19 protein-coding genes are annotated in these 19,432 nt (G+C 32.2%); 12 read left to right on the plus strand and 7 right to left on the minus strand.

All coding sequences use genetic code 11. The features are described from left to right. The first annotated feature begins 104 nt into the window (after window positions 1–104). From ASF10_RS20845 to ASF10_RS20860, 4 genes are all read left to right on the plus strand, one after another. Window positions 105–2,636, plus strand: coding sequence for a PIG-L family deacetylase (locus ASF10_RS20845; protein ID WP_056253644.1), 2,532 nt, complete (start codon window positions 105–107; stop codon window positions 2,634–2,636). A gap of 123 nt (window positions 2,637–2,759) precedes the next feature. Next, window positions 2,760–4,484 (plus strand): sodium:solute symporter, encoded by a 1,725-nt coding sequence (locus tag ASF10_RS20850; RefSeq protein WP_056253647.1) that lies wholly within the window; start codon window positions 2,760–2,762, stop codon window positions 4,482–4,484. Window positions 4,485–4,518: 34 nt separating this feature from the next. Beyond that, on the plus strand, window positions 4,519–4,833 hold the full coding sequence (locus ASF10_RS24735) for a DUF805 domain-containing protein (protein ID WP_056253649.1): 315 nt from the start codon (window positions 4,519–4,521) through the stop codon (window positions 4,831–4,833). Window positions 4,834–5,257: 424 nt separating this feature from the next. Beyond that, window positions 5,258–5,887, plus strand: coding sequence for an MCP four helix bundle domain-containing protein (locus ASF10_RS20860; protein WP_056253652.1), 630 nt, complete (start codon window positions 5,258–5,260; stop codon window positions 5,885–5,887). Between the two features lie 4 nt (window positions 5,888–5,891). Here ASF10_RS20860 and ASF10_RS20865 read toward each other — a convergent pair whose 3' ends face one another. From ASF10_RS20865 to ASF10_RS20895, 7 genes are all read right to left on the minus strand, one after another. After that, on the minus strand, window positions 5,892–6,305 hold the full coding sequence (locus ASF10_RS20865; RefSeq protein ID WP_056253655.1) for a nuclear transport factor 2 family protein: 414 nt from the start codon (window positions 6,303–6,305) through the stop codon (window positions 5,892–5,894). Between the two features lie 2 nt (window positions 6,306–6,307). Further along, window positions 6,308–6,832, minus strand: a complete 525-nt coding sequence (locus ASF10_RS20870; protein WP_056253658.1) for a TetR/AcrR family transcriptional regulator — start codon at window positions 6,830–6,832, stop codon at window positions 6,308–6,310. Window positions 6,833–7,142: 310 nt separating this feature from the next. Next, on the minus strand, window positions 7,143–7,985 hold the full coding sequence (locus ASF10_RS20875) for a DUF2911 domain-containing protein (protein WP_056253659.1): 843 nt from the start codon (window positions 7,983–7,985) through the stop codon (window positions 7,143–7,145). Between the two features lie 70 nt (window positions 7,986–8,055). Then, a complete protein-coding gene (locus ASF10_RS20880) occupies window positions 8,056–8,718 on the minus strand; it encodes an HAD family hydrolase (RefSeq protein WP_056253662.1) in 663 nt (220 codons plus the stop codon). Between the two features lie 173 nt (window positions 8,719–8,891). Continuing rightward, on the minus strand, window positions 8,892–9,605 hold the full coding sequence (locus tag ASF10_RS20885) for a ThiF family adenylyltransferase (RefSeq protein ID WP_056253665.1): 714 nt from the start codon (window positions 9,603–9,605) through the stop codon (window positions 8,892–8,894). A 135-nt stretch (window positions 9,606–9,740) separates the two neighbouring features. Next, the gene (locus ASF10_RS20890) at window positions 9,741–10,388 is read right to left on the minus strand and encodes a TatD family hydrolase (RefSeq protein ID WP_056253668.1); all 648 of its coding nucleotides are present in this window, start codon (window positions 10,386–10,388) and stop codon (window positions 9,741–9,743) included. Further along, window positions 10,388–10,987: a DUF1684 domain-containing protein gene (locus ASF10_RS20895; RefSeq protein WP_056253669.1), complete on the minus strand. Its 600-nt coding sequence runs from the start codon at window positions 10,985–10,987 to the stop codon at window positions 10,388–10,390. Before ASF10_RS20895 ends, ASF10_RS20890 begins: the two co-directional genes overlap by 1 nt. 97 nt (window positions 10,988–11,084) lie before the next feature. On the opposite strand from ASF10_RS20895, the gene ASF10_RS20900 reads away from it, so the two are divergent. From ASF10_RS20900 to ASF10_RS20935, 8 genes are all read left to right on the plus strand, one after another. Then, window positions 11,085–12,302, plus strand: coding sequence for an MDR family MFS transporter (locus ASF10_RS20900; protein WP_056253672.1), 1,218 nt, complete (start codon window positions 11,085–11,087; stop codon window positions 12,300–12,302). A 353-nt stretch (window positions 12,303–12,655) separates the two neighbouring features. Next, window positions 12,656–13,024, plus strand: coding sequence for a BlaI/MecI/CopY family transcriptional regulator (locus ASF10_RS20905; protein ID WP_056253675.1), 369 nt, complete (start codon window positions 12,656–12,658; stop codon window positions 13,022–13,024). A 5-nt stretch (window positions 13,025–13,029) separates the two neighbouring features. Further along, a complete protein-coding gene (locus tag ASF10_RS20910; protein ID WP_056253679.1) occupies window positions 13,030–14,607 on the plus strand; it encodes a M56 family metallopeptidase in 1,578 nt (525 codons plus the stop codon). Window positions 14,608–14,638: 31 nt separating this feature from the next. After that, the gene (locus tag ASF10_RS20915) at window positions 14,639–15,007 is read left to right on the plus strand and encodes a BlaI/MecI/CopY family transcriptional regulator (protein ID WP_056253682.1); all 369 of its coding nucleotides are present in this window, start codon (window positions 14,639–14,641) and stop codon (window positions 15,005–15,007) included. A 6-nt stretch (window positions 15,008–15,013) separates the two neighbouring features. Next, window positions 15,014–16,786, plus strand: coding sequence for a M56 family metallopeptidase (locus ASF10_RS20920; protein WP_056253684.1), 1,773 nt, complete (start codon window positions 15,014–15,016; stop codon window positions 16,784–16,786). Beyond that, window positions 16,787–18,232, plus strand: coding sequence for a serine hydrolase domain-containing protein (locus tag ASF10_RS20925; RefSeq protein WP_056253686.1), 1,446 nt, complete (start codon window positions 16,787–16,789; stop codon window positions 18,230–18,232). It abuts the gene before it with no gap. A gap of 109 nt (window positions 18,233–18,341) precedes the next feature. Continuing rightward, the gene (locus ASF10_RS20930; protein WP_056253689.1) at window positions 18,342–18,482 is read left to right on the plus strand and encodes a hypothetical protein; all 141 of its coding nucleotides are present in this window, start codon (window positions 18,342–18,344) and stop codon (window positions 18,480–18,482) included. A gap of 101 nt (window positions 18,483–18,583) precedes the next feature. Beyond that, on the plus strand, window positions 18,584–19,429 hold the full coding sequence (locus ASF10_RS20935; protein WP_056253692.1) for an EamA family transporter: 846 nt from the start codon (window positions 18,584–18,586) through the stop codon (window positions 19,427–19,429). Window positions 19,430–19,432: the final 3 nt, after the last annotated feature.

A 19,432-nucleotide genomic window follows, 5' to 3' on the forward strand; every position in this document is an offset into this window, starting at 1 on the left:
TGACGAAAAAGGAAATCAATAACCAAACATTAACATTTCATTTAATTACTCTTCAAAAATATAATTAGTATTTTTGAAGCTCTTTCAAAATATCTAACTACGCTATGCGAAAAATTCAGATCCAGATTCTTCTTATTTTTTTAACAGGGATTTCCATTTCTTTTGCACAACAACCACAAAAACCAAGTTCAGTAGAAATTTACAATCAAATCAAAAAACTAAACTTTTTAGGTTCTGTTTTGTATGTTGCCGCGCATCCAGACGACGAAAACACACGTTTGATAGCTTATATGGCGAATGAAATGAATGCCAGAACAGGTTATTTATCATTAACACGCGGTGATGGAGGTCAAAATTTAATAGGTCCGCAATTGCGAGAACTGTTAGGCGTAATAAGAACTCAGGAACTAATTGAAGCCAGAAAAATTGATGGTGGCGAACAGTTTTTTTCTCGTGCTAATGATTTTGGTTACTCAAAAAATCCGGATGAAACCCTTGAAATCTGGGATAAAGACAAAGTATTGGCAGATGTAATCTGGACTATTAGAAAATTTCAACCGGATGTGATCATCAATCGATTCGATCATCGTTCTCCGGGAACAACACACGGACATCACACATCATCAGCAATGTTAAGTGTCGAAAGTTTTAAACTTACAAACGATCCCAAAATATATCCCGATCAATTAAAATATGTAAAACCATGGCAAGTAAAACGTCAATTTTTTAATCCGTCCTGGTGGTTTTATGGAAGTCAGGAAAAGTTTGATGCTGCCAATAAATCAAAATTCACAAATTTAGAAACAGGCGTTTACTATAACGGAATTGGAAAATCGAATCAGGAGATTGCCGCTTTAAGCAGAAGCCGTCATCAGTCACAAGGTTTTGGAAGTACAGGCGCAAGAGGTCAGGAAACTGAATATCTGGAACTTATAAATGGCGATACTCCTAAAGACCGTGATAATTTATTTGATGGAATTGACACTACATGGAACCGCGTAAAAAACGGAAAACCTATTGGAGATTTGATTACAACCATTATTTCGAAATATGATTTTAGCAATCCATCAGCCAGTATTCCGGATTTAGTAAAAGCATATGCTATGATTGAAGCGCTTGAAGATGATCACTGGAAATCTTTAAAATCTGCTGCAATAAAAAATATAATTGCATCTTGTTCAGGATTATATCTTGAAGCTGTTGCAAGTGAACAGGAAGCAACTCCCGGAAGCACTATTAAATTAAGTCTTGAAGCGATAAACAGATCTCCTGTTGATATGCAACTGATAAGCGTAACTTCATTACCTGATAATAAAAATACCACTCAGAATATTGTATTAAAAAACAATAACGATCAAAAAATAAATTTACAAATTCAATTGCCAGGCAATATTGAATACACACAGCCTTATTGGTTAAAAGAAAAAGCAAGCGTAGGAATGTATACCGTTTCTAATCAGGAAAATATTGGTATTCCGGATATCATCAGACAGGTTAAAGTACAGTTTAATATCAAAATTAATGGTATTGAAATTCCTTTTGACCGTACCGTTGTTTATAAATATAATGATGGTGTAAAGGGCGAAATGTATAATTTTCTCGACATTGTTCCTGAAGTAACTACTTCTGTTTTAGAGAAAGTACTAATTTTTGGAAGTACAAAAAGCAAAATGGTTCCTGTAAAAGTCCGCGCCGGAAAAGATGGCATTAAAGGAAATTTACAATTAGAATTGCCTAAAAGCTGGAGTGTTTCGCCTAAAGAAATTTCTTTTAGCTTAGAGAAAAAAGGAAACGAACAAATCTTTTATTTTGAAGTTACACCGCCCGTAAATCCTGAAGAAGCTGTTGCTAAAAGTATCGCAATTGTTGATAATAAACGTTTCGATAAAGATGAGACTATTATTGATTACAGCCATATAACAAAACAAATGGTTTTAAAACCGGCCGAATCAAAATGTATCCGAATTGATTTAAAAACAAATGGAGATGCTATTGCTTATATTATGGGTGCCGGCGATGAAGTTCCGGAAAGTCTGGCTCAAATGGGATATAAAGTTACTATCATAAAACCAGAGGAAATTACACCCGAAAAACTGGATTCCTTCAATGTCGTTATGACCGGAGTTCGTGCTTACAATACCGTAAATGCTTTGGCAAACAAACAAAATATCCTTTTTAATTTTGTAAAAAGCGGCAAAAATATGATTGTACAATACAATACATATGGCAAAACCGTTACGGATCAAATTGCACCATATCCTTTAAAAATTTCAAATGATCGTGTGACGGAAGAAAACGCTAAAGTTACCTTTCTCGCACCCAATCATCCTATTTTAAACACTCCAAACAAAATAAGCTCAAAAGATTTTGAAGGCTGGACACAAGAACAAGGTTTATATTATCCGGATCAATACGATCCCGCTTTTACTCCTATTATATCATCGCACGATAAAGGCGAATCTCCAAAAAATGGTGCATTATTGGTAGCGCCGTATGGAAAAGGATATTACATTTACACTGGTTTGAGCTTTTTTAGAGAATTGCCCGAAGGTGTTGCCGGAGCATACCGATTATTGTCGAATATGATCTCTTTAAAACAGCCGGTTGAAGCTCCAAAACAAGAAATAAAGAAATAAAATATTCAGATTATGGAAGCTAAAAAAACAAAAAAATGGAAAAAAAGCTACACCTATGTTTTGGTAGCCAACGCAATTTATATTGTGATTTTTTTCTTAATCATGCAATTATACTCATAACCTATGCAACTATTTGATTGGATCGTACTTATTGTTACACTTTTATTTATTGTTGGGTACGGATCCTGGAAAACTAAAGGAAGTAAAAACGTCGAGGATTTTATTTTAGGAAACAATGAAACTCCTTGGTATACTGTTGGACTTTCGGTAATGGCAACACAAGCCAGTGCGATTACTTTTTTATCTACTCCGGGACAAGCTTATCATGACGGAATGGGTTTTGTGCAGTTCTATTTTGGATTGCCAATTGCTATGATTGTTATATGTTTGACTTTTATTCCGTTATATCATAAAAATAAAGTCTTTACCGCTTATGAGTTCCTAGAGAAACGATTCGATCTTAAAACACGTTCTCTGGCTGCAATTTTGTTTTTGGTTCAGCGTGGTTTAGGAACTGGACTTACTATTTATGCTCCGGCAATTATTTTGTCAGCACTTTTAGGATGGAATTTGACTTTAATGAACATTATGATTGGTGTTCTGGTAATTATTTATACTTTTTCCGGCGGAACAAAGGCAGTGAACGTGACTCAGAAACAACAAATGTTTGTGATTATGTCCGGAATGTTTATTACGTTTTTCCTGATTTTACATTATTTGCCAAATGATATGACTTTTACAAGCGCATTGCATATTGCCGGTGCAAATGATAAAATGAATATCGTAGATTTCTCTTTTAATCCGGAAGAAAAATATACTTTCTGGAGCGGAATCACAGGTGGATTTTTCCTTGCTCTCGCCTATTTTGGAACAGATCAATCTCAGGTTGGTCGTTATTTATCCGGAAAATCTGTTCGTGAAAGCCAAATGGGTTTAATCATGAACGGACTTTTAAAAGTGCCGATGCAATTCTTTATTCTGTTAACCGGAGTTATGGTTTTTGTATTTTTCCAATTCAATCCAGTTCCGTTAAATTTTAATCCGAATAATAAAATTGTAATTGAAAAGTCAGCTTATAAAGAAGAATATCACGCTTTAGAGAAAAAACTAAGCACACTTTCAGAAGATAAAAAAGTAATTAATTTATTGTACATCGATCAGTTGAATCAGGATTTTGATAATCCTATTTTGCGAAAAGAATTAGTGACTTTATCCAATAAGGAAAAAGACTTAAGAGATCGCGCCAAAGAAATCATTTCCAGAGCCGACAGCACCAGCGAAACCAATGATAAAGATTATGTGTTTTTCCATTTTATCCTGCATTATTTGCCAAAAGGACTTATTGGGTTATTATTGGCGGTAATTCTTTCGGCAGCGATGTCATCAACGGCTTCAGGATTAAATGCTTTGGCATCTACAACGGCAATTGATATTTACAAACGAAATCTAAAAACCGAAAAATCAGAAAAGCATTATTTAAACGCAACTAAATTCTTTACCCTATTCTGGGGAGTTGTAGCGATACTTTTTGCCTGCGTAGGAACTTTGTTTGAGAATTTAATTCAGCTTGTAAATATTATTGGTTCTATTTTCTACGGAACTGTTTTAGGAATCTTTTTAGTTGGTTTTTACCTGCGACGCGTAAAAGCAAAAGCAATGTTTTACAGCGCGATAATTAGTCAGATGACCATATTTTTTATCTACTATTTTATGATTTACAAACAAGAAAAATTAGGCTATTTATGGCTTAATTTTATTGGAGCAATGCTGACTATTGTATTGTCGTTATTAATGCAGTTTCTGTTTTTTAAAAAAGAAACTGATAATGATGAAGTTGTTTTGGAGTAAAAAGATTATTTGTCAAATCAAATAAAAATATTCTGTGGAAAATTTGAAAAATGTTTTGTTTTTTTATTCTTCTTTTACAGCAAAATCAGGTAGAATTGAATATGGAATTTATTGCTTAGTAAATATTTTACTGTCCTTATTAGCATTAGATTTATACCGTAACGTAAATCTAGATAATGAAAAAATTCTTAATATATTTTATAGCTGCCTTATCTTCTTATTTACATTTGTCCCTATGCAAGCTGTCACAACTCGAAGATTAAGAGAATTGAATGCAAATCCAACTTTTGTTGTTTTTAATTTTATTCCTATACTTAATATAGCTTTTAAATATTCTTATTACTGGTAAAAAAATCTATAATTGCTAAATGATTCATTATTTAGATTGCATGCTCTTACTTCTTTAGCAAGAAAAAGATATAGCGAACAGCAGGAAATAGCTCCTGAAAATTCTAATTCAAAAATTAATTGTTTCAATCTTGACCTAATCAATCTTTTCTAGAGTTTTTTTGTCATTTCGACGAAGGAGAAATCACACGCGTAACTCGACAAAGATTGGCGACTCTTTATGGAATTTCTAGCGTGATTTCTCCTTCGTCGAAATGACAATGATTGTGGTTGCTTTTTTTTAAACCACTATTTCGTAAGTACTTGGTTTAATTTTTAAGCAATTTAAGTTTAATAATATAGTGAAAATTTAAAAAATTAGATTCTAAGGCAAAAACTATATCTTTGAGAAACTAACTATTTACAAATTAGCAAAATAAGTCATCATGAAAGATTTAAAGAAATACAGCAATAAAACAAAGGCTGCTTTTATTTTGCTTATTGTGATGCTTATCATTTTGTTGGGAAATTTTAATACACTTCAAAATTCGAAAAACGTAAATAAAAACATCAATGAGATTTTTAATGATCGATTAGTTGTCGCGCATTATATTTTTCAATATTCTAAAGAACTTCATTTTATAAAAGCCGAAGCTGAAAAACTGGATTTAAGTGACAAAATAAAAAAAGAAGAGATTTTCCATACTTTAGACGTGATTCATAATATCGATGATTTGTATTCAAAAACCGTTTTAACGAATAAGGAAAAGCAATATTTTGATGTTTTTTTAAGCTCCTGCAAAGAAATCAACAGACAAGTCGAAAACAAAAACTGGAATAAAATTGTTGTTTCAAGCACAGAAGCCTTAAAAACATTAGAATCATTATCCCAGATTCAGATTCAGGAAGGAAAAGCAAAATTGGCAAGTGCAAATGCAATGTACAGTAAAAACAATAGTCTGGGACAATTGCAAATTGCATTGCTTATCATTTTGGGCGGAATTACTTTTTATCTCTTAATCGTAAAAAAAATTAAAAGAACTATCAAAATTCCTGAACCGCCAAGTATGAACTAAAAAGCTATTTTAGTTTTCTGTCTTGTTCTTTTATTGCGAGATCATTTATGCTTGCAAACCTTTTTTGCATAAGACCGTTTGCATCAAATTCCCAATTTTCATTTCCGTAAGCCCTAAACCAATTGCCTTCAGGGTTTTGATATTCATACTCAAATCGAACAGCAATTCGGTTTTCTGTATGTGCCCAATATTCTTTTTTTAGCTTATAATTTTTCTCTTTTTCCCATTTTTGAGATAGAAAGCGAACGATTTCTTCACGTCCATTTACAAATTGATCTCTGTTTCTCCATTCGCTATCAAGCGTATAGGCTTTTGAGACTCTTTCCGGATCCTGACTGTTCCAGGCATCTTCGGCTAACTGAATTTTTTCTAATGCCGTTTCATAAGTGAAAGGCGGCAACGGTAGTTTTTGTTCCATTTTTATGAAATTAAGGTTTGGATGATTTTTTTAGATTGTTCTATCAGTTCATTTGATTTAAATAACTGACTTTCGATTATACAGCTTTCAAATAATAAATAGATGTGATCCGCAACAAGATCATTACTTATAAAATCTTTAAAATACTGGCGTAAATCTTTTTTATGGCTTTGTATTACACTTAATATCTTTTGATTATCAGGCGGAATTTCTGAAAGAATATTTAGAAAACTACAACCTCTGAAACTCTCCTTCTGATTCATATAAATCAGGAAATCAAAAGAACCCAGAACTTTTGATTTTGAATCTGTTTCTTTTAATGTAAAATTTTCTAACGAATTGAACCAAAAAGTATGTCTTTCGTTTAAAAAAGCAACACATAAATCTTCTTTAGATTTAAAGTGCTGATAAAAACTCGCTTTTGCCACTTTTGCCTCTTCAATAATCTGGTTAATACCTGTGGCATTGTAACCTTGCTTGTGAAATAAAACAGAAACAGTATCTAAAATTCGTTCTTTGGGTTGCATTGATAATAATTTATAAATACAAATGTAAAATAATTATTTGAACAAACAGACAAGTCTGTCTATATTATTTAGTATTTAATTTTCTACACACAATTTTGTCATCTCGACGAAGGAGAGATCGCACTCGTAACTCGCCAAAGATTTGTCCTTTTGGTAAAGGAATTTCTTGTGCGATCTCTCCTTCGTCGAGATGACACACACAACACATAAATAAAAAAAAATCCAAATTCCAATATTGAATTGGAATTTGGATTTATATCGTGTCCCAAAGTTTCGGGATCTAATTGGAAATTAATAATTCAAAGAATTATTATCTGCTCCATTCAGCAATACTATCTTTATTTAATTTTACGTAATCCTGATTGTTAGCAGCTTCAGCAGCAGCAAGCGATGCTTTTGCAGTTTCAACAGCTCCTTTTTTATCACCTTGTTTTGCCTGGATTTGTGATTTTAATCTTAAAATAAAATATGGTTTATCAGTGCTCATATCTAAAGATTTGTCTACATAAGTTCTGGCAGTTTCAATGTTTCCGTTTGATTGAAACAAATAAGTAGCTGCAGCGAAATAATCATTTGCAGTTGGTCCGCCTAAAGTTTTCTCTATACTTGCAATAGCATTTTTAGCAGTTGGAACTTCAAATTTTAAAGCTACATGAGAGTTTTCCCAAGCCATTTCTAAATATCCAAAATTAGGATCTAGACCATTAATACCAATTGTAAAAGTCTCAACCGGAGTTGGTAAAGCATCTTCTTTTACAGTAGTTCTTAAAGCAACATAAGAGTCACTCCAGTTTTCAGGCAATCCCCAGTTGTCTGTAGAAAGGTAAAAAATTACTTCCCAGCTTTCAATTTTAGGAATGGTATATATTGCATATTTTCCTTTTTTCAATGTTTTACCATCGATTACTACATCATCACTAAAATTAATGATTGTGTTTTCGTTAGCTCCTGTTCTCCATAATTTTCCAAACGGAACTAAATTACCAAAAACCGCTCTGCCTCTCGCGCCCGGTCTTGAATAAGTAACTTCTACATCCGTTAATCCAACAGTTTGTTTGATATATCCTTTTGGACTCGCTTGTGGAGTTTTTATTTGTGCTTCTGTAGCAAAAGGAGCCAAAATAATGGCCAATGCAATAAGTAGTTTTTTCATTTTTGAGTTTATTTTGTTTTGTTCAAATTTACAAATTCAATTAGCGAACAAATGTTAAATTTTCTATAATTCAGCCCTTTAGCTGTGATATTTTTTGAGCGTTTAATTCAGTAAAATGATTGATAATGATATCAGCTTCTGATAAATCCTGCATTTTAGAATGGTGACTATTATATCCTACACAATAAATTCCGGCTGCTTTTGCTGCTTTTACGCCATTTGTACTGTCTTCAATAATAATACATTCCTCTTTTGGAGCAACAGATAATGAAGCTGCATGAACAAAAATTGCCGGATTGGGTTTTGATTGCGGAAAATCTTCACCGCTAACAATATCTGTAAAATACTGATGCAAATTAAATCTGGTAAACACACGCTCGATTGTTACTTTTGATGCCGAAGAAGCTAAAATCAATTGTATTCCGTTCGCATATAGATCTTTAATTAAATCTTCTACACCTTCCAATAGATATAAATCTTCTTTAGTATCGAAAGCATCATTAAAAATATTTCTTTTTCTCTGAATCAAATCTTCTACTTCGTGCTCGATTGCAGGAAAAAATCCCTTTAAAGTCTGGAAAGTATTTTTTGTCGAAAATCCGGTAAATGAAGTATACATTTCTTCGGTTACTTCAATATTTAATTCTGAAAATTGTTTGTAATAAGCATAACGGTGAACGGGTTCAGTGTCTACAATTACACCATCCATATCAAAAATTACTGTTTTAATCATTTTTTTAAAGGTACTAAGGTTCTGAGTTGCTAAGGTTCTAAGTTTTTAGGCTTCAGCTTCTCTTTTTTCAAAACTTTGACAACGTTATTGTAAATCAATTATGGTATTCAGAAACTAAATTCAGAGTTATGGGCTAACATCTTAGCAACTCAGCAACTTAGTATCTTAGTACCTTATTTTTTAAGCAAATATCTAATCACTGTTTCAGCTGTGTAAAGACCAAATAATCCTGGCATATAGCTGTTTGTTCCGTAAAATGACTTTTTGAAGTTTTTTCCGTCAGTTAGTTTTAGGCTTTTTTCGTCTTGAATTTCAGAAGAGAAAACCACTTTTAATTTGTTTATTTTTTCTGCTTTTAAGCGCTTTCTGATCGCTTTAGAAAAATAACAATTTATCGTTTTCGAAATATCCGTTACTTTTACTTTAGAAGCAAGCATTTTTCCGCCGGCGCCCATGCTGCTTATAATTTTTACTCTTTTGCGTTTGGCTGCAATAATCAGATTTAATTTTGGCGTTATACTGTCAATACAATCCAATACATAATCAAACTCAGGAGAAACGATCTCAAAAGCTCTCTCCGGAGACAAAAACTCTTGTACGCGGGTCAGTTTCAATTCCGGATTAATATCCATTAAACGATCTCCTACAATTGTAATTTTCGGCTGACCAACTGTTGAGTGCAAAGCTGGCAATTGTCTGTTAATGTTGGTAATATCTACAACATCACCATCTACAATTGTCATGTTTCCTACTCCTGCCCTTGCTAAAAACTCAGCTGCAAATGATCCAACTCCTCCTAAACCTACAACTAAAACATTAGAGTTTTGTAAGTTCTGTAATCCTTCTTTTGTAAATAAAAGTTCGGCTCTTTCTGTCCACTCTGCCATATATCTTTCTTTGTTATTTTTTGTTTATTTTAATCTTTTGTTTCAAGTTTCAGGTTGTCAGGCTGAGCGAAGTCGAAGCCCTTTTATAATTTTAAAGCCCTTAGACTTCGCTCAAAGTGACAAACTTCATGTTTTTTACTTTTCAAAAACATTCCGATAATTACTTGAGATAATCTCTTGTAACCCTTTAATGGTTATGTTTTTGTATTCTGATGCTAACTCATAAACTTGTTCAATGCTTTCTTCGATTGTGTCTGTTTCCAGAAAAAAACGATCGTTTGGAATACTCTCAAAAACAGTCTTTAAATCTGGGTTTTTAAGTAAATATTTTCCAAACGAAAGATAAAATCCTTCCTTAATAAGCTGATTGGCGATTTGACTGTTTTTAGAAAAACCGTGAATAATCATCGGAACCGAGATTTTCATTCTCTTTTTAATTGCAGTAACTTCCTGATAAGCCGCTACGCAATGTATTACAACTGGTTTTTTATATTTTTCGGCCAAAGCCAATTGTTTTTCGAAAACTATAGTTTGCTGCTCTAACGGAATGTCAATGCGTTTGTCTAAACCACATTCACCAATTGCCAGACACGTTTTGGTTTGTAATTTTTCTTCAATAATTTTCAACTCTTCATCGATTAGATCTTCTTTTATATACCAGGGATGAATCCCAATGGAATAATACGGAATCGCAGCATCAAACTCATTTGGATACTGATTTACCATCTCCAATATATTCGCCTGATTCGTAAATTGATGCGTATGAAAATTAAAGAATTCCATTAATGAAATGTTTTAACTCCGGCTTTAATCTCTACATTCAAATCATTTTCCAGCGGAACTAAAGGACAGGAATACTTATGATTATAAGCACAATACGGATTATAAGCCTGATTAAAATCGACTGCAATTGTATTGCCCTTTGGAACTTTTAAATCGATATATCTTCCTCCTATATAACTTTCTTTACCTGAAGTTAAATCTGAAAAAGGTAAAAACAAATGATCTTTGTATTCCTTAGTTTTCGAAAGTTCTATATTTCGATATACGTTTAGTTTAAGGTCAACACCATCTATTGTAAAATATAACGTTCCGTATTTAATATATTTTGGTGTTCTGGTTCCGGTAGTTTTCATTTCGAAAACTTTTTCGTTTTTTGCTTTCTCAAATTTTGCATTCACAAAATATTTTGCACTTATAGGATAAAAATCTAAACTTTTAAAAGTTTTCAGATCTTCTTCCATCAACGGACTTGTTTTAGCGTCAGCATATTCACCATTGATTGTCTTTTGGAATTTTTCAGCTTCATTCTGATCAAATTTATTCTGACCAAAACAAAAATTTACCAACAGTAATACCAGAAAAGCGATAACATTTTTCATCTTCTAAATTTTGAGCAAAAATAGTTTAAAAGTAACAAAGCAGCAACTCATGATCTCTACAAAGTTTCTTAACTTTGTTGCAAATAACTTATTTATAATGCTCAAGACCGCTTTTAGTCACTACATCAATAATTTTAAAGGATTTTCAAGAGAAATTTGGATACTTACAATCGTTACTTTTATCAATCGTGCCGGAACTATGGTACTTCCTTTTTTATCAAAATATTTAAAAGAAGATCTCCAATTTAGTTATAATCAGGTAGGTTGGATCATGGTCGCTTTTGGTTTGGGCTCGATGTTAGGTTCCTGGCTGGGCGGAAAACTTTCTGATAAAATAGGTTTCTATAAAATCATGATTTTTAGTTTATTTACCAGCGGTGTTGCTCTTTTCTTCATACAATATATTACCACTTTCTGGGCATTATGTGTTGCTATGTTTGTTTTAATGACAATTGCGGATATGTTTAGACCGGCTATGTTTGTTTCTCTTGGCGCTTATGCGAAGCCCGAAAACAGAACCCGTGCCTTAACCTTAGTACGTTTAGCAGTAAATCTTGGTTTTGCTGCCGGACCTGCTTTAGGTGGTTTGATTATTATGGGAATTGGATATTCAGGTTTATTCTGGGTTGATGGCGCTTCGTGTATTATTTCGATTTCTATTTTTGCCTTATTGGTAAAAGAGAAGAAAAAAGTGGCTCATGATGATAAAACAGAAAATGCAGCCGAAATAAAATCGGTTTTTCATGATAAAATATTTTGGGTATTTCTATTTGTGAGTTTTGTAACGGCAATGATTTTCTTTCAGCTTTTTACGACTCTGCCTTTATATCATAATGAAAAATTTGGTTTAAGTGAATTTCAAACGGGTTTATTAATGACTTTAAACGGACTTTTGATTTTTGCGCTCGAAATGCCAACAGTTGGCTTTATGGAGAGAAAAGGATTTGCTAAAATCAGGATCATTATTCTGGGATCATTTATTATGGCGCTGAGCTTCTTCTTATTACTAATAAATATCTGGGCCGGAGTTCTGGTTATTAGTATGATTTGTATTTCGATTGGAGAAATCCTAACCTTTCCGTTTTCAAATGCTTTTGCTTTAAGCCGTGCACCGCGAGGTCAGGAAGGACGTTATATGGCACTTTATACTATGAGTTTTAGTTTGGCACATATTATAAGCTCAAAAGTTGGTTTTGAAATCATTTCTCGTCTCGGTTATCAGATCAATTGGTTATTTATGGCTTCTATAGGTGTTTTTGCAACACTTTGCTGCTTTTGGATTAGAAGAGCTTTATTAGATGAGAAAATTAGTTAATTCTTATTTTTAAATTGGGTTCGAAATTTTACCGCAAAGTTCGCGAAGATTTTACGCAAAGTTTACTAAGTTATTTTTAAAGGAGTATCTACATAAAACATAAAGTTCGCAAAGCTTTTTCATCACAAAGCTTTGCGAACTTTTTGTGTTTTATAAAAATCACACTCCAAATAAAAAAACTTTGCGCACTTTGCGGTAAAATTCAACCACTATTTTAAACACTGATTACCAAACAATTAAAACTAAATTTATATAACTTCAAAAACAAATCAACGTGTTTTTTAGTTAAATAACTATATTTATAGTTGCGTAACTAGAGAAATAGTTGTAGGTTTGAATTAAAATTAGAAAACATGCAAAAGTTAACGAACAAGGAAGAGGAAATCATGCACATTTTATGGAAACTTAAAAAGGCATTTGTAAAAGAAGTTCAGGCAGAAATTACCGAAGATCAACCACACTATAACACGCTTTCTACTATTGTGCGTAATCTTGAAGAGAAAGGTTTTGTAGCGCATAATGCATTTGGAAATACGCATCAATATTACCCAATCATTACTTTAGAAGCTTACAGTAAAAAGTATATGAAGACTGCAATTGACAACTATTTTAATAGTTCTTATAAAAATATGGTTTCATTTTTTGCCAAAGAAGAAAAAATTTCTGCAGCTGAATTACGCGAAATCTTAGCTATGATCGAGAATCCAAAAGAAGAAAAATAATCATTATGGAAGCACTTTTTACCTTTATCATCAAATCAGGCGCATTGCTAATATTGTTTTATTGTGCTTACTATTTTTTATTGCGAAAAGAGACTTTCTTTAATAATAACAGATGGTTTTTATTGGCGGGATTATTCACCTCAGTAATTTTACCATTTATAGTTTATACTAAAATCGTCTGGGTTGATGCTACTCCGATTTCAAACAATATTGATTTCCAATTTTCTACTCCGCAATCGAATACCAATATTGATATAGATTGGAATTTAGCTCTAATTGCTATTTACAGTATTGGTTTGCTAGCTTTATTAATAAAATTTGCAATTGATTTTTATAGCTTAAACTCTGTATTAAAAGGTAAAAAAGTAAAGCAACAAGCTGATTTTAAATTTGTAGATATTAGCGAGAACATTGCTCCGTTTTCTTATTTTGATTATATCGTATACAACTCATCACTGTATAGCGCCTCAGAATTAGAAAGTATTCTTGAACACGAAAAAGTACACAGCGAGCAAAATCACACTATAGATGTTCTCGTATCGAGAATATTTTGTGTACTATTTTGGTTTAATCCAATTGTTTGGCTTTACAAAAAAGCTATTTTACAAAATCTTGAATTTATTGCAGATAGTGAGGCTGCCAGAAAAATATCAGATAAAAAAGCATATCAATACACGCTTTTAAAAATAACAACTCACGAAAATTGTGTTGCCATTACCAATCATTTTTATCAATCATTAATCAAAAAACGAATCATTATGTTAAACAAAAATCAATCAAAAAAGAGGAATTTATGGAAGTTTTATGTTGTAATTCCGGTGCTTGCCGCTTTTGTCTTTTTATTTCAGATAAAAACTGAAGCAAAAGAAAAACAACAGGTTATAAAGGAAGCTTCAGGAGAAATTAAATCTGTAGATGTTTACAAAATCAAAAAAACTACTACAGATGCAGAATTGAAAGAGATTAAAGAAAAACTAAAAGCAATTCATAACGTTGACTTTGTAACCTCTGAAATAAAAAGAAATGCTGACAATGATCTGACTTCAATTAAAATTGATGTAAAAAACGGAAATCAGCAATCACAATCTGTTCAAACAGGAAATCAAACGATCAAAGATTTCGGAATAATTGTTACTACAGACCATAATGGCAATAAAAAAGTGGGGATCCAAACTGGTGATGAAACAGATGAAAATCCAAAAATTATAAAAGAAAAAAAACAGAAAACTAAACTAAAAACAAATGATAGCACTAATTCTACTGTTAGCACAAAAACTAATACTAATAGTAACACAAATTCTGAGACTACAATAGTAACAAGCTCAGATGATAACAATAGCACGACAAAAATAACAACAAAAGATGGAGGGTCTATGATTGTTGTTTCAAATTCAGGTAAAAATGATTCTAACTCAAAAAAGCTTGTAATTATTGATGGTGTCGAAATGCCTGCGACTTTTAGTTTTGATGACTATAAATCCGGCGATATTAAAACGATGAATGTTTTAAAAGGAGATATGGCAATTGCAAAATATGGAGATAAAGGAAAAAATGGTGTTATTATCATTGAAACCCGTAAATAAGCGATTTATTTAAATTTTCAAAAATCAGAAAATGCAAAAGCTAACCAACAAAGAAGAAGAAATCATGCACATTTTATGGAAGCTTAAGAAAGCTTTTGTAAAAGAAATCCAAGCGCAGATTACTGAAGACCAACCACATTATAACACATTATCTACTATTGTGCGTAATCTTGAAGAGAAAGGTTTTGTGGGGCACAATGCTTTTGGAAACACGCATCAGTATTACCCAATCATTACTTTAGAAGCTTATAGCAAAAAGTATATGAATACTGCAATCGACAACTATTTTAATAGTTCTTACAAAAATATGGTTTCATTTTTTGCCAAAGAAGAAAAGATTTCGGCGGCTGAATTACGCGAAATCTTAGCTATGGTTGAAAACGCTACAGAAGCAAAATAATAGTTTATGGAAACACTTTTCATTTTTATCGCAAAATCAAGCGGATTGTTAGCAATGTTTTATTGCGCATATTATTTTTTACTCCGCAAAGAGACTTTTTTCAATAGCAACAGATGGTTTTTATTGTCAGGTTTAGTTACCTCATTAGTTTTGCCTTTTTTGATTTATACCAAAATTGTATGGATTGAACCTGCTCCTATTCAAAATGCAGTTTCTGGTTCTCTTATAAATTATTCAAAAGGATATATTTCTCCAGCGATTGAAAATCCATCTTTTGATATTAATTGGAATTATGTACTACTTGCAATTTATACGATAGGTTTTCTTGCCTTACTTGCAAAATTTGCTATTGATTTCTATAGTTTAAACTCTGTTTTAAAAGGCAAGAAAGTACAACAGCAAGCTGATTTTAAATTTGTAGATATTAACGAAAACATTGCTCCATTTTCTTATTTTGATTATATCGTTTACAACTCATCAATGTATACGGCTGCAGAACTGGAAAATATTATTGAACATGAAAAGGTACACAGCGATCAAAATCATACTGTTGATGTATTAGTTGCAAGAGTATTTTGTGTTTTATTTTGGTTCAACCCAATTATCTGGCTTTACAAAAAAGCTATTCTGCAAAATCTTGAATTTATAGCAGACAACGAAGCTGCCAAAAAAATATCCGACAAAAAAGCGTATCAATACACGCTTTTAAAAATAACAACACATGAAAGCTGTGTTGCAATCACCAATCATTTTTATCAATCATTAATCAAAAAACGAATTGTCATGTTAAACAAAAATCAATCAAAAAAACGTAATTACTGGAAGTATTATGCTGTTATTCCAGCACTTGTAGCCTTTGTGCTTTTATTTCAGATAAAAACAATCGCACAGGAAAAAGAGAGAAAAGAAAATCAGGAACATGTTGAGAAAACAGATCAAATTTATGTTTTAAAATTTCAGAAAAATACAACGGATCAGGAGTTAAAACAAATTGCTGAAAAATTAAAAAAAGAGCATAATATTGATATGGAAGTATCAGATGTAAAAAGAAACTCTAAGAATGAGTTAACAGCTATTAAAGTTGATATTCAAAAAGGAACCGGAGAAGCACAAACTATTCAGATTGAAGGAGATAATCCTATAAAAAGCTGCGGAATCGTTATTACAACAAAAGACAATGGTTCTAAAAAAATCGACGTTGTTACAGATGGCGGAGTTGACAAACCTATGGTAATAGGAAATCGTGTTGTAGAGGTAAACGAAACAAATGGTACTAATGTACGTGTATTGCCTGCAGAAGCTCCTATTCCTCCAGTTCCACCGGTATTCCCAAGCGGACCAATGCCTGAAGCTCCTCCTGTTGATATGTCAAAAATGCCAAAACCTCCTGTTGCGCCTGCAAATCATAAAGATAAAGTTGCAATGGCAAAATTTGAAAAAGAGATGGCTGAATTTGAGAAAAAAATGGAAGCCTTTGAACCGGATATGTCAGCTTTTGAAAAACAAATTGAAGAAATTATGGCTCAAAGAGAAGCGATATACGAAAAGGAAATGGAGAAATATGAAGTTGCCATGGAGAAATTTAGTGCCGATATGGAAAAATATGGTCAGGACATGGAACAAAAATATGGTAAGGATTCCAGAGAGTACGAGCTTAACATGAAGCAATATGAAAAAGACATGAAACTTTATGAGAGAGACATGAAACTTCAGGAAAGAGATATGAAACTTCGTGAAAAAGAAATGAAAAGAATGGAGAAGGAAAGTAAAAAATCTTAAATGAAAAAATCATTTCTTATTACAGTATTGCTACTCGTTTTTAATTTAACTTTTAGTCAAAAAAAGGAAGAAAATTTAACGGAACAAAAAATTGACAACTACATACAAGAAGTTATAGCAATAAATGAAATTCCAGGAGTAGCATTAGCCGTTATTAAAGATGGAAAAGTTGTTTATGAGAAATATTACGGAAAAGCTTCATTAGAAGAAAATAAAGCAGTGGATAAAAACACTGCTTTTAAAATTTTCTCTACAACAAAATTAAGCACAAACGTTGGTGTTTTTCAGCTTATAGAGCAAGGCAAATTATCATTAGAAGATCCTATTTCTAAATACCTCAATAATCTGCCTAAAGAATGGCAAGGAGTAAAAATCAAAAATTTATTGTCTCATTCTTCAGGATTGCCTAATATTGTTATGTTCGAAGACATTGCGATTACATTATCTTTTGATGAAAAATTGAAGTTATTATCAAATAAACCAATGGAATTTGTAACTGGAAATGAATACAATTATAATCAAACCAATTATTTATTTCTGGCGAAAATCATCGAGAAAATCACTAGTTTAAGTTTTGATGAATATATTTTGAACAATCAATTTCCAGGTGTAAAATCAGGTGTTTATTTTTCATCGAATTTTGGTGAAGCAGTGCTTAATAGTGCTTCCAGATACAATTATAATGCAGAAACTAAAAAATATATAAAAAGCATCTCAGACTTTGGATTTGATGCTCATTCAGCAAATGGTTTAAATATTTCTTTACCGGAATTTATTAAATGGAACCAAAATCTGGATAACGATATTTATCTTAAAAAAGAAACTAAATATTCGATGTGGCAGCCATTTGCGTTTGCAAATAAAACGGATCGATTTGCTTATGGCTGGGAAATTGTTCCTGTAAATAAAATTCTATCCTATGGTTTTACTGGCGGAAATGAAACGGCTTTTAGAAAATTTCCTGATCATAAATTAACGATCATATTTTTATCAAATGGGCATAAATATTCCTCTTTGTACGTTCAGAGTCAGGTAATAAATCATGTTGCATCAATTGTAGATCAAACTCTTACAGATGATTACTATCTCGCTGGCGAAAAAGTAAATCAGGCTTTTTTAAAACTTGATATCAAAAAAGCAGAACAAAATTATCTGGATATAAAAAAGAATCATCCGGATTGGGATTTTGAATACCGATTAAATGTTATTGGTTACACCTTGATGGATCACGGAAGGATAAAAGATGGCATTAAAGTTTTAGAATTAAATACAATAGAAAATCCAAAATCTGAAAATGCATTTGACAGTCTGGCTGATGGTTATTTTAAAAGCAACCAACTCGAAAATTCGAAAAAAAGCTATAATAAAGTATTAGAATTATCCCCAGATCACAAAAATGCTAAAGAAATGCTGGAGAAAATTAAAAATGGATCGAACAAAATCTAATTCTGAAATTTTAATATTTACTTGCTTTATACCTTTATAATATACACCAAAAAGACTTTGCCTAAACGCAAGGTCTTTTTTTTATATCTTTGAGAAAAATTAACCAGTTATGTATAAAATTTTAGCCAAAATAAATAAAGTCCTTTTACCAAGTTTTACCAAACAAGGCCTGGATATTTCGAAAGCAAAAAAATGGCAAATGGCTATTATTGGTTACCGCGCTTATGTAACTAAACGTGCTTTAGAATAAAAGCATTTTGAAATCAAATGGTTGAAATTAATTTCAACAACCCTTCTTAAGAAATGAGAATTTTTTTCTAATTCATTTCTTAATCTCATCAATTATTTCCCATGAAAAACAAAGAATTCAACATACCTCCTATTTATGCGGTGCTTCTTGCCATTATTAGCGTACAATGCGGAGCAGCAATAGCTAAAACTTTATTTCCTGCAATTGGAGCAGCAGGAACAGCATCGATTCGAATTGGTGTATCTGCAATAATTTTATTAATTGCATATCGACCAAACTTAAAAGCGATTACTCCGCAACAATGGAAAATTGTTGCGCCTTATGGTTTATCATTAGGAGCGATGAATTTAATTTTTTATCTGGCAATAGAAAGAATCCCAATCGGGTTAGCGGTTACATTAGAATTTATTGGTCCGTTATTGGTTGCTATTATTGGTTCAAAACGTTTAATAGATTATTGTTGGGTTTTGCTGGCTGCTATCGGGATTGCTTTAATTGCTCCCTGGACAAATGATCGTGTAGATATTTTAGGAGTTGTATTTGCACTTTTAGCTGGTGGATTCTGGGCAGCCTATATTGTTTTGGGAGGAAAGATTTCTCAAATCATGAATGGTGGTCAGGCAGTATCAACCGGAATGTTATTTGCAGCAATTTTAATTCTTCCTTTTGGTTTTTACGAAAACGGATTAGCTAATCTTACTCCAAAACTTTTTGGTATGGGAATCGCTTTAGCGCTATTATCCAGTGCAATTCCATTTACCTTAGAAATGAAAGCATTAGGACAACTTCCTCCTCGCACCTTTAGTATTTTAATGAGTTTAGAACCTGCTGCAGCATCTATTTGTGCTTTTATATTTTTGCAAGAAAAATTAATTTTTACTGAAATTTTAGCTGTCGTTTGTGTTGTAATTGCTTCTGCAGGATCTACGTTAACGGCTAAAAAATAGAAT

The organism is Flavobacterium sp. Leaf82, assembly GCF_001422725.1.
Lineage (GTDB): Bacteria > Bacteroidota > Bacteroidia > Flavobacteriales > Flavobacteriaceae > Flavobacterium.

What these genes read in the sequence shown, in the direction of transcription:
- ASF10_RS20845 (WP_056253644.1), top strand. Translation starts at nt 105, where the DNA reads ATGCGAAAAATTCAGATCCAGATTCTTCTTATTTTTTTAACAGGGATT.
- ASF10_RS20850 (WP_056253647.1), top strand. Translation starts at nt 2,760, where the DNA reads ATGCAACTATTTGATTGGATCGTACTTATTGTTACACTTTTATTTATT.
- ASF10_RS20860 (WP_056253652.1), top strand. Translation starts at nt 5,258, where the DNA reads ATGAAAGATTTAAAGAAATACAGCAATAAAACAAAGGCTGCTTTTATT.
- ASF10_RS20865 (WP_056253655.1), bottom strand. Translation starts at nt 6,305, where the DNA reads ATGGAACAAAAACTACCGTTGCCGCCTTTCACTTATGAAACGGCATTA.
- ASF10_RS20870 (WP_056253658.1), bottom strand. Translation starts at nt 6,832, where the DNA reads ATGCAACCCAAAGAACGAATTTTAGATACTGTTTCTGTTTTATTTCAC.
- ASF10_RS20875 (WP_056253659.1), bottom strand. Translation starts at nt 7,985, where the DNA reads ATGAAAAAACTACTTATTGCATTGGCCATTATTTTGGCTCCTTTTGCT.
- ASF10_RS20880 (WP_056253662.1), bottom strand. Translation starts at nt 8,718, where the DNA reads ATGATTAAAACAGTAATTTTTGATATGGATGGTGTAATTGTAGACACT.
- ASF10_RS20885 (WP_056253665.1), bottom strand. Translation starts at nt 9,605, where the DNA reads ATGGCAGAGTGGACAGAAAGAGCCGAACTTTTATTTACAAAAGAAGGA.
- ASF10_RS20890 (WP_056253668.1), bottom strand. Translation starts at nt 10,388, where the DNA reads ATGGAATTCTTTAATTTTCATACGCATCAATTTACGAATCAGGCGAAT.
- ASF10_RS20895 (WP_056253669.1), bottom strand. Translation starts at nt 10,987, where the DNA reads ATGAAAAATGTTATCGCTTTTCTGGTATTACTGTTGGTAAATTTTTGT.
- ASF10_RS20900 (WP_056253672.1), top strand. Translation starts at nt 11,085, where the DNA reads ATGCTCAAGACCGCTTTTAGTCACTACATCAATAATTTTAAAGGATTT.
- ASF10_RS20905 (WP_056253675.1), top strand. Translation starts at nt 12,656, where the DNA reads ATGCAAAAGTTAACGAACAAGGAAGAGGAAATCATGCACATTTTATGG.
- ASF10_RS20910 (WP_056253679.1), top strand. Translation starts at nt 13,030, where the DNA reads ATGGAAGCACTTTTTACCTTTATCATCAAATCAGGCGCATTGCTAATA.
- ASF10_RS20915 (WP_056253682.1), top strand. Translation starts at nt 14,639, where the DNA reads ATGCAAAAGCTAACCAACAAAGAAGAAGAAATCATGCACATTTTATGG.
- ASF10_RS20920 (WP_056253684.1), top strand. Translation starts at nt 15,014, where the DNA reads ATGGAAACACTTTTCATTTTTATCGCAAAATCAAGCGGATTGTTAGCA.
- ASF10_RS20925 (WP_056253686.1), top strand. Translation starts at nt 16,787, where the DNA reads ATGAAAAAATCATTTCTTATTACAGTATTGCTACTCGTTTTTAATTTA.
- ASF10_RS20930 (WP_056253689.1), top strand. Translation starts at nt 18,342, where the DNA reads ATGTATAAAATTTTAGCCAAAATAAATAAAGTCCTTTTACCAAGTTTT.
- ASF10_RS20935 (WP_056253692.1), top strand. Translation starts at nt 18,584, where the DNA reads ATGAAAAACAAAGAATTCAACATACCTCCTATTTATGCGGTGCTTCTT.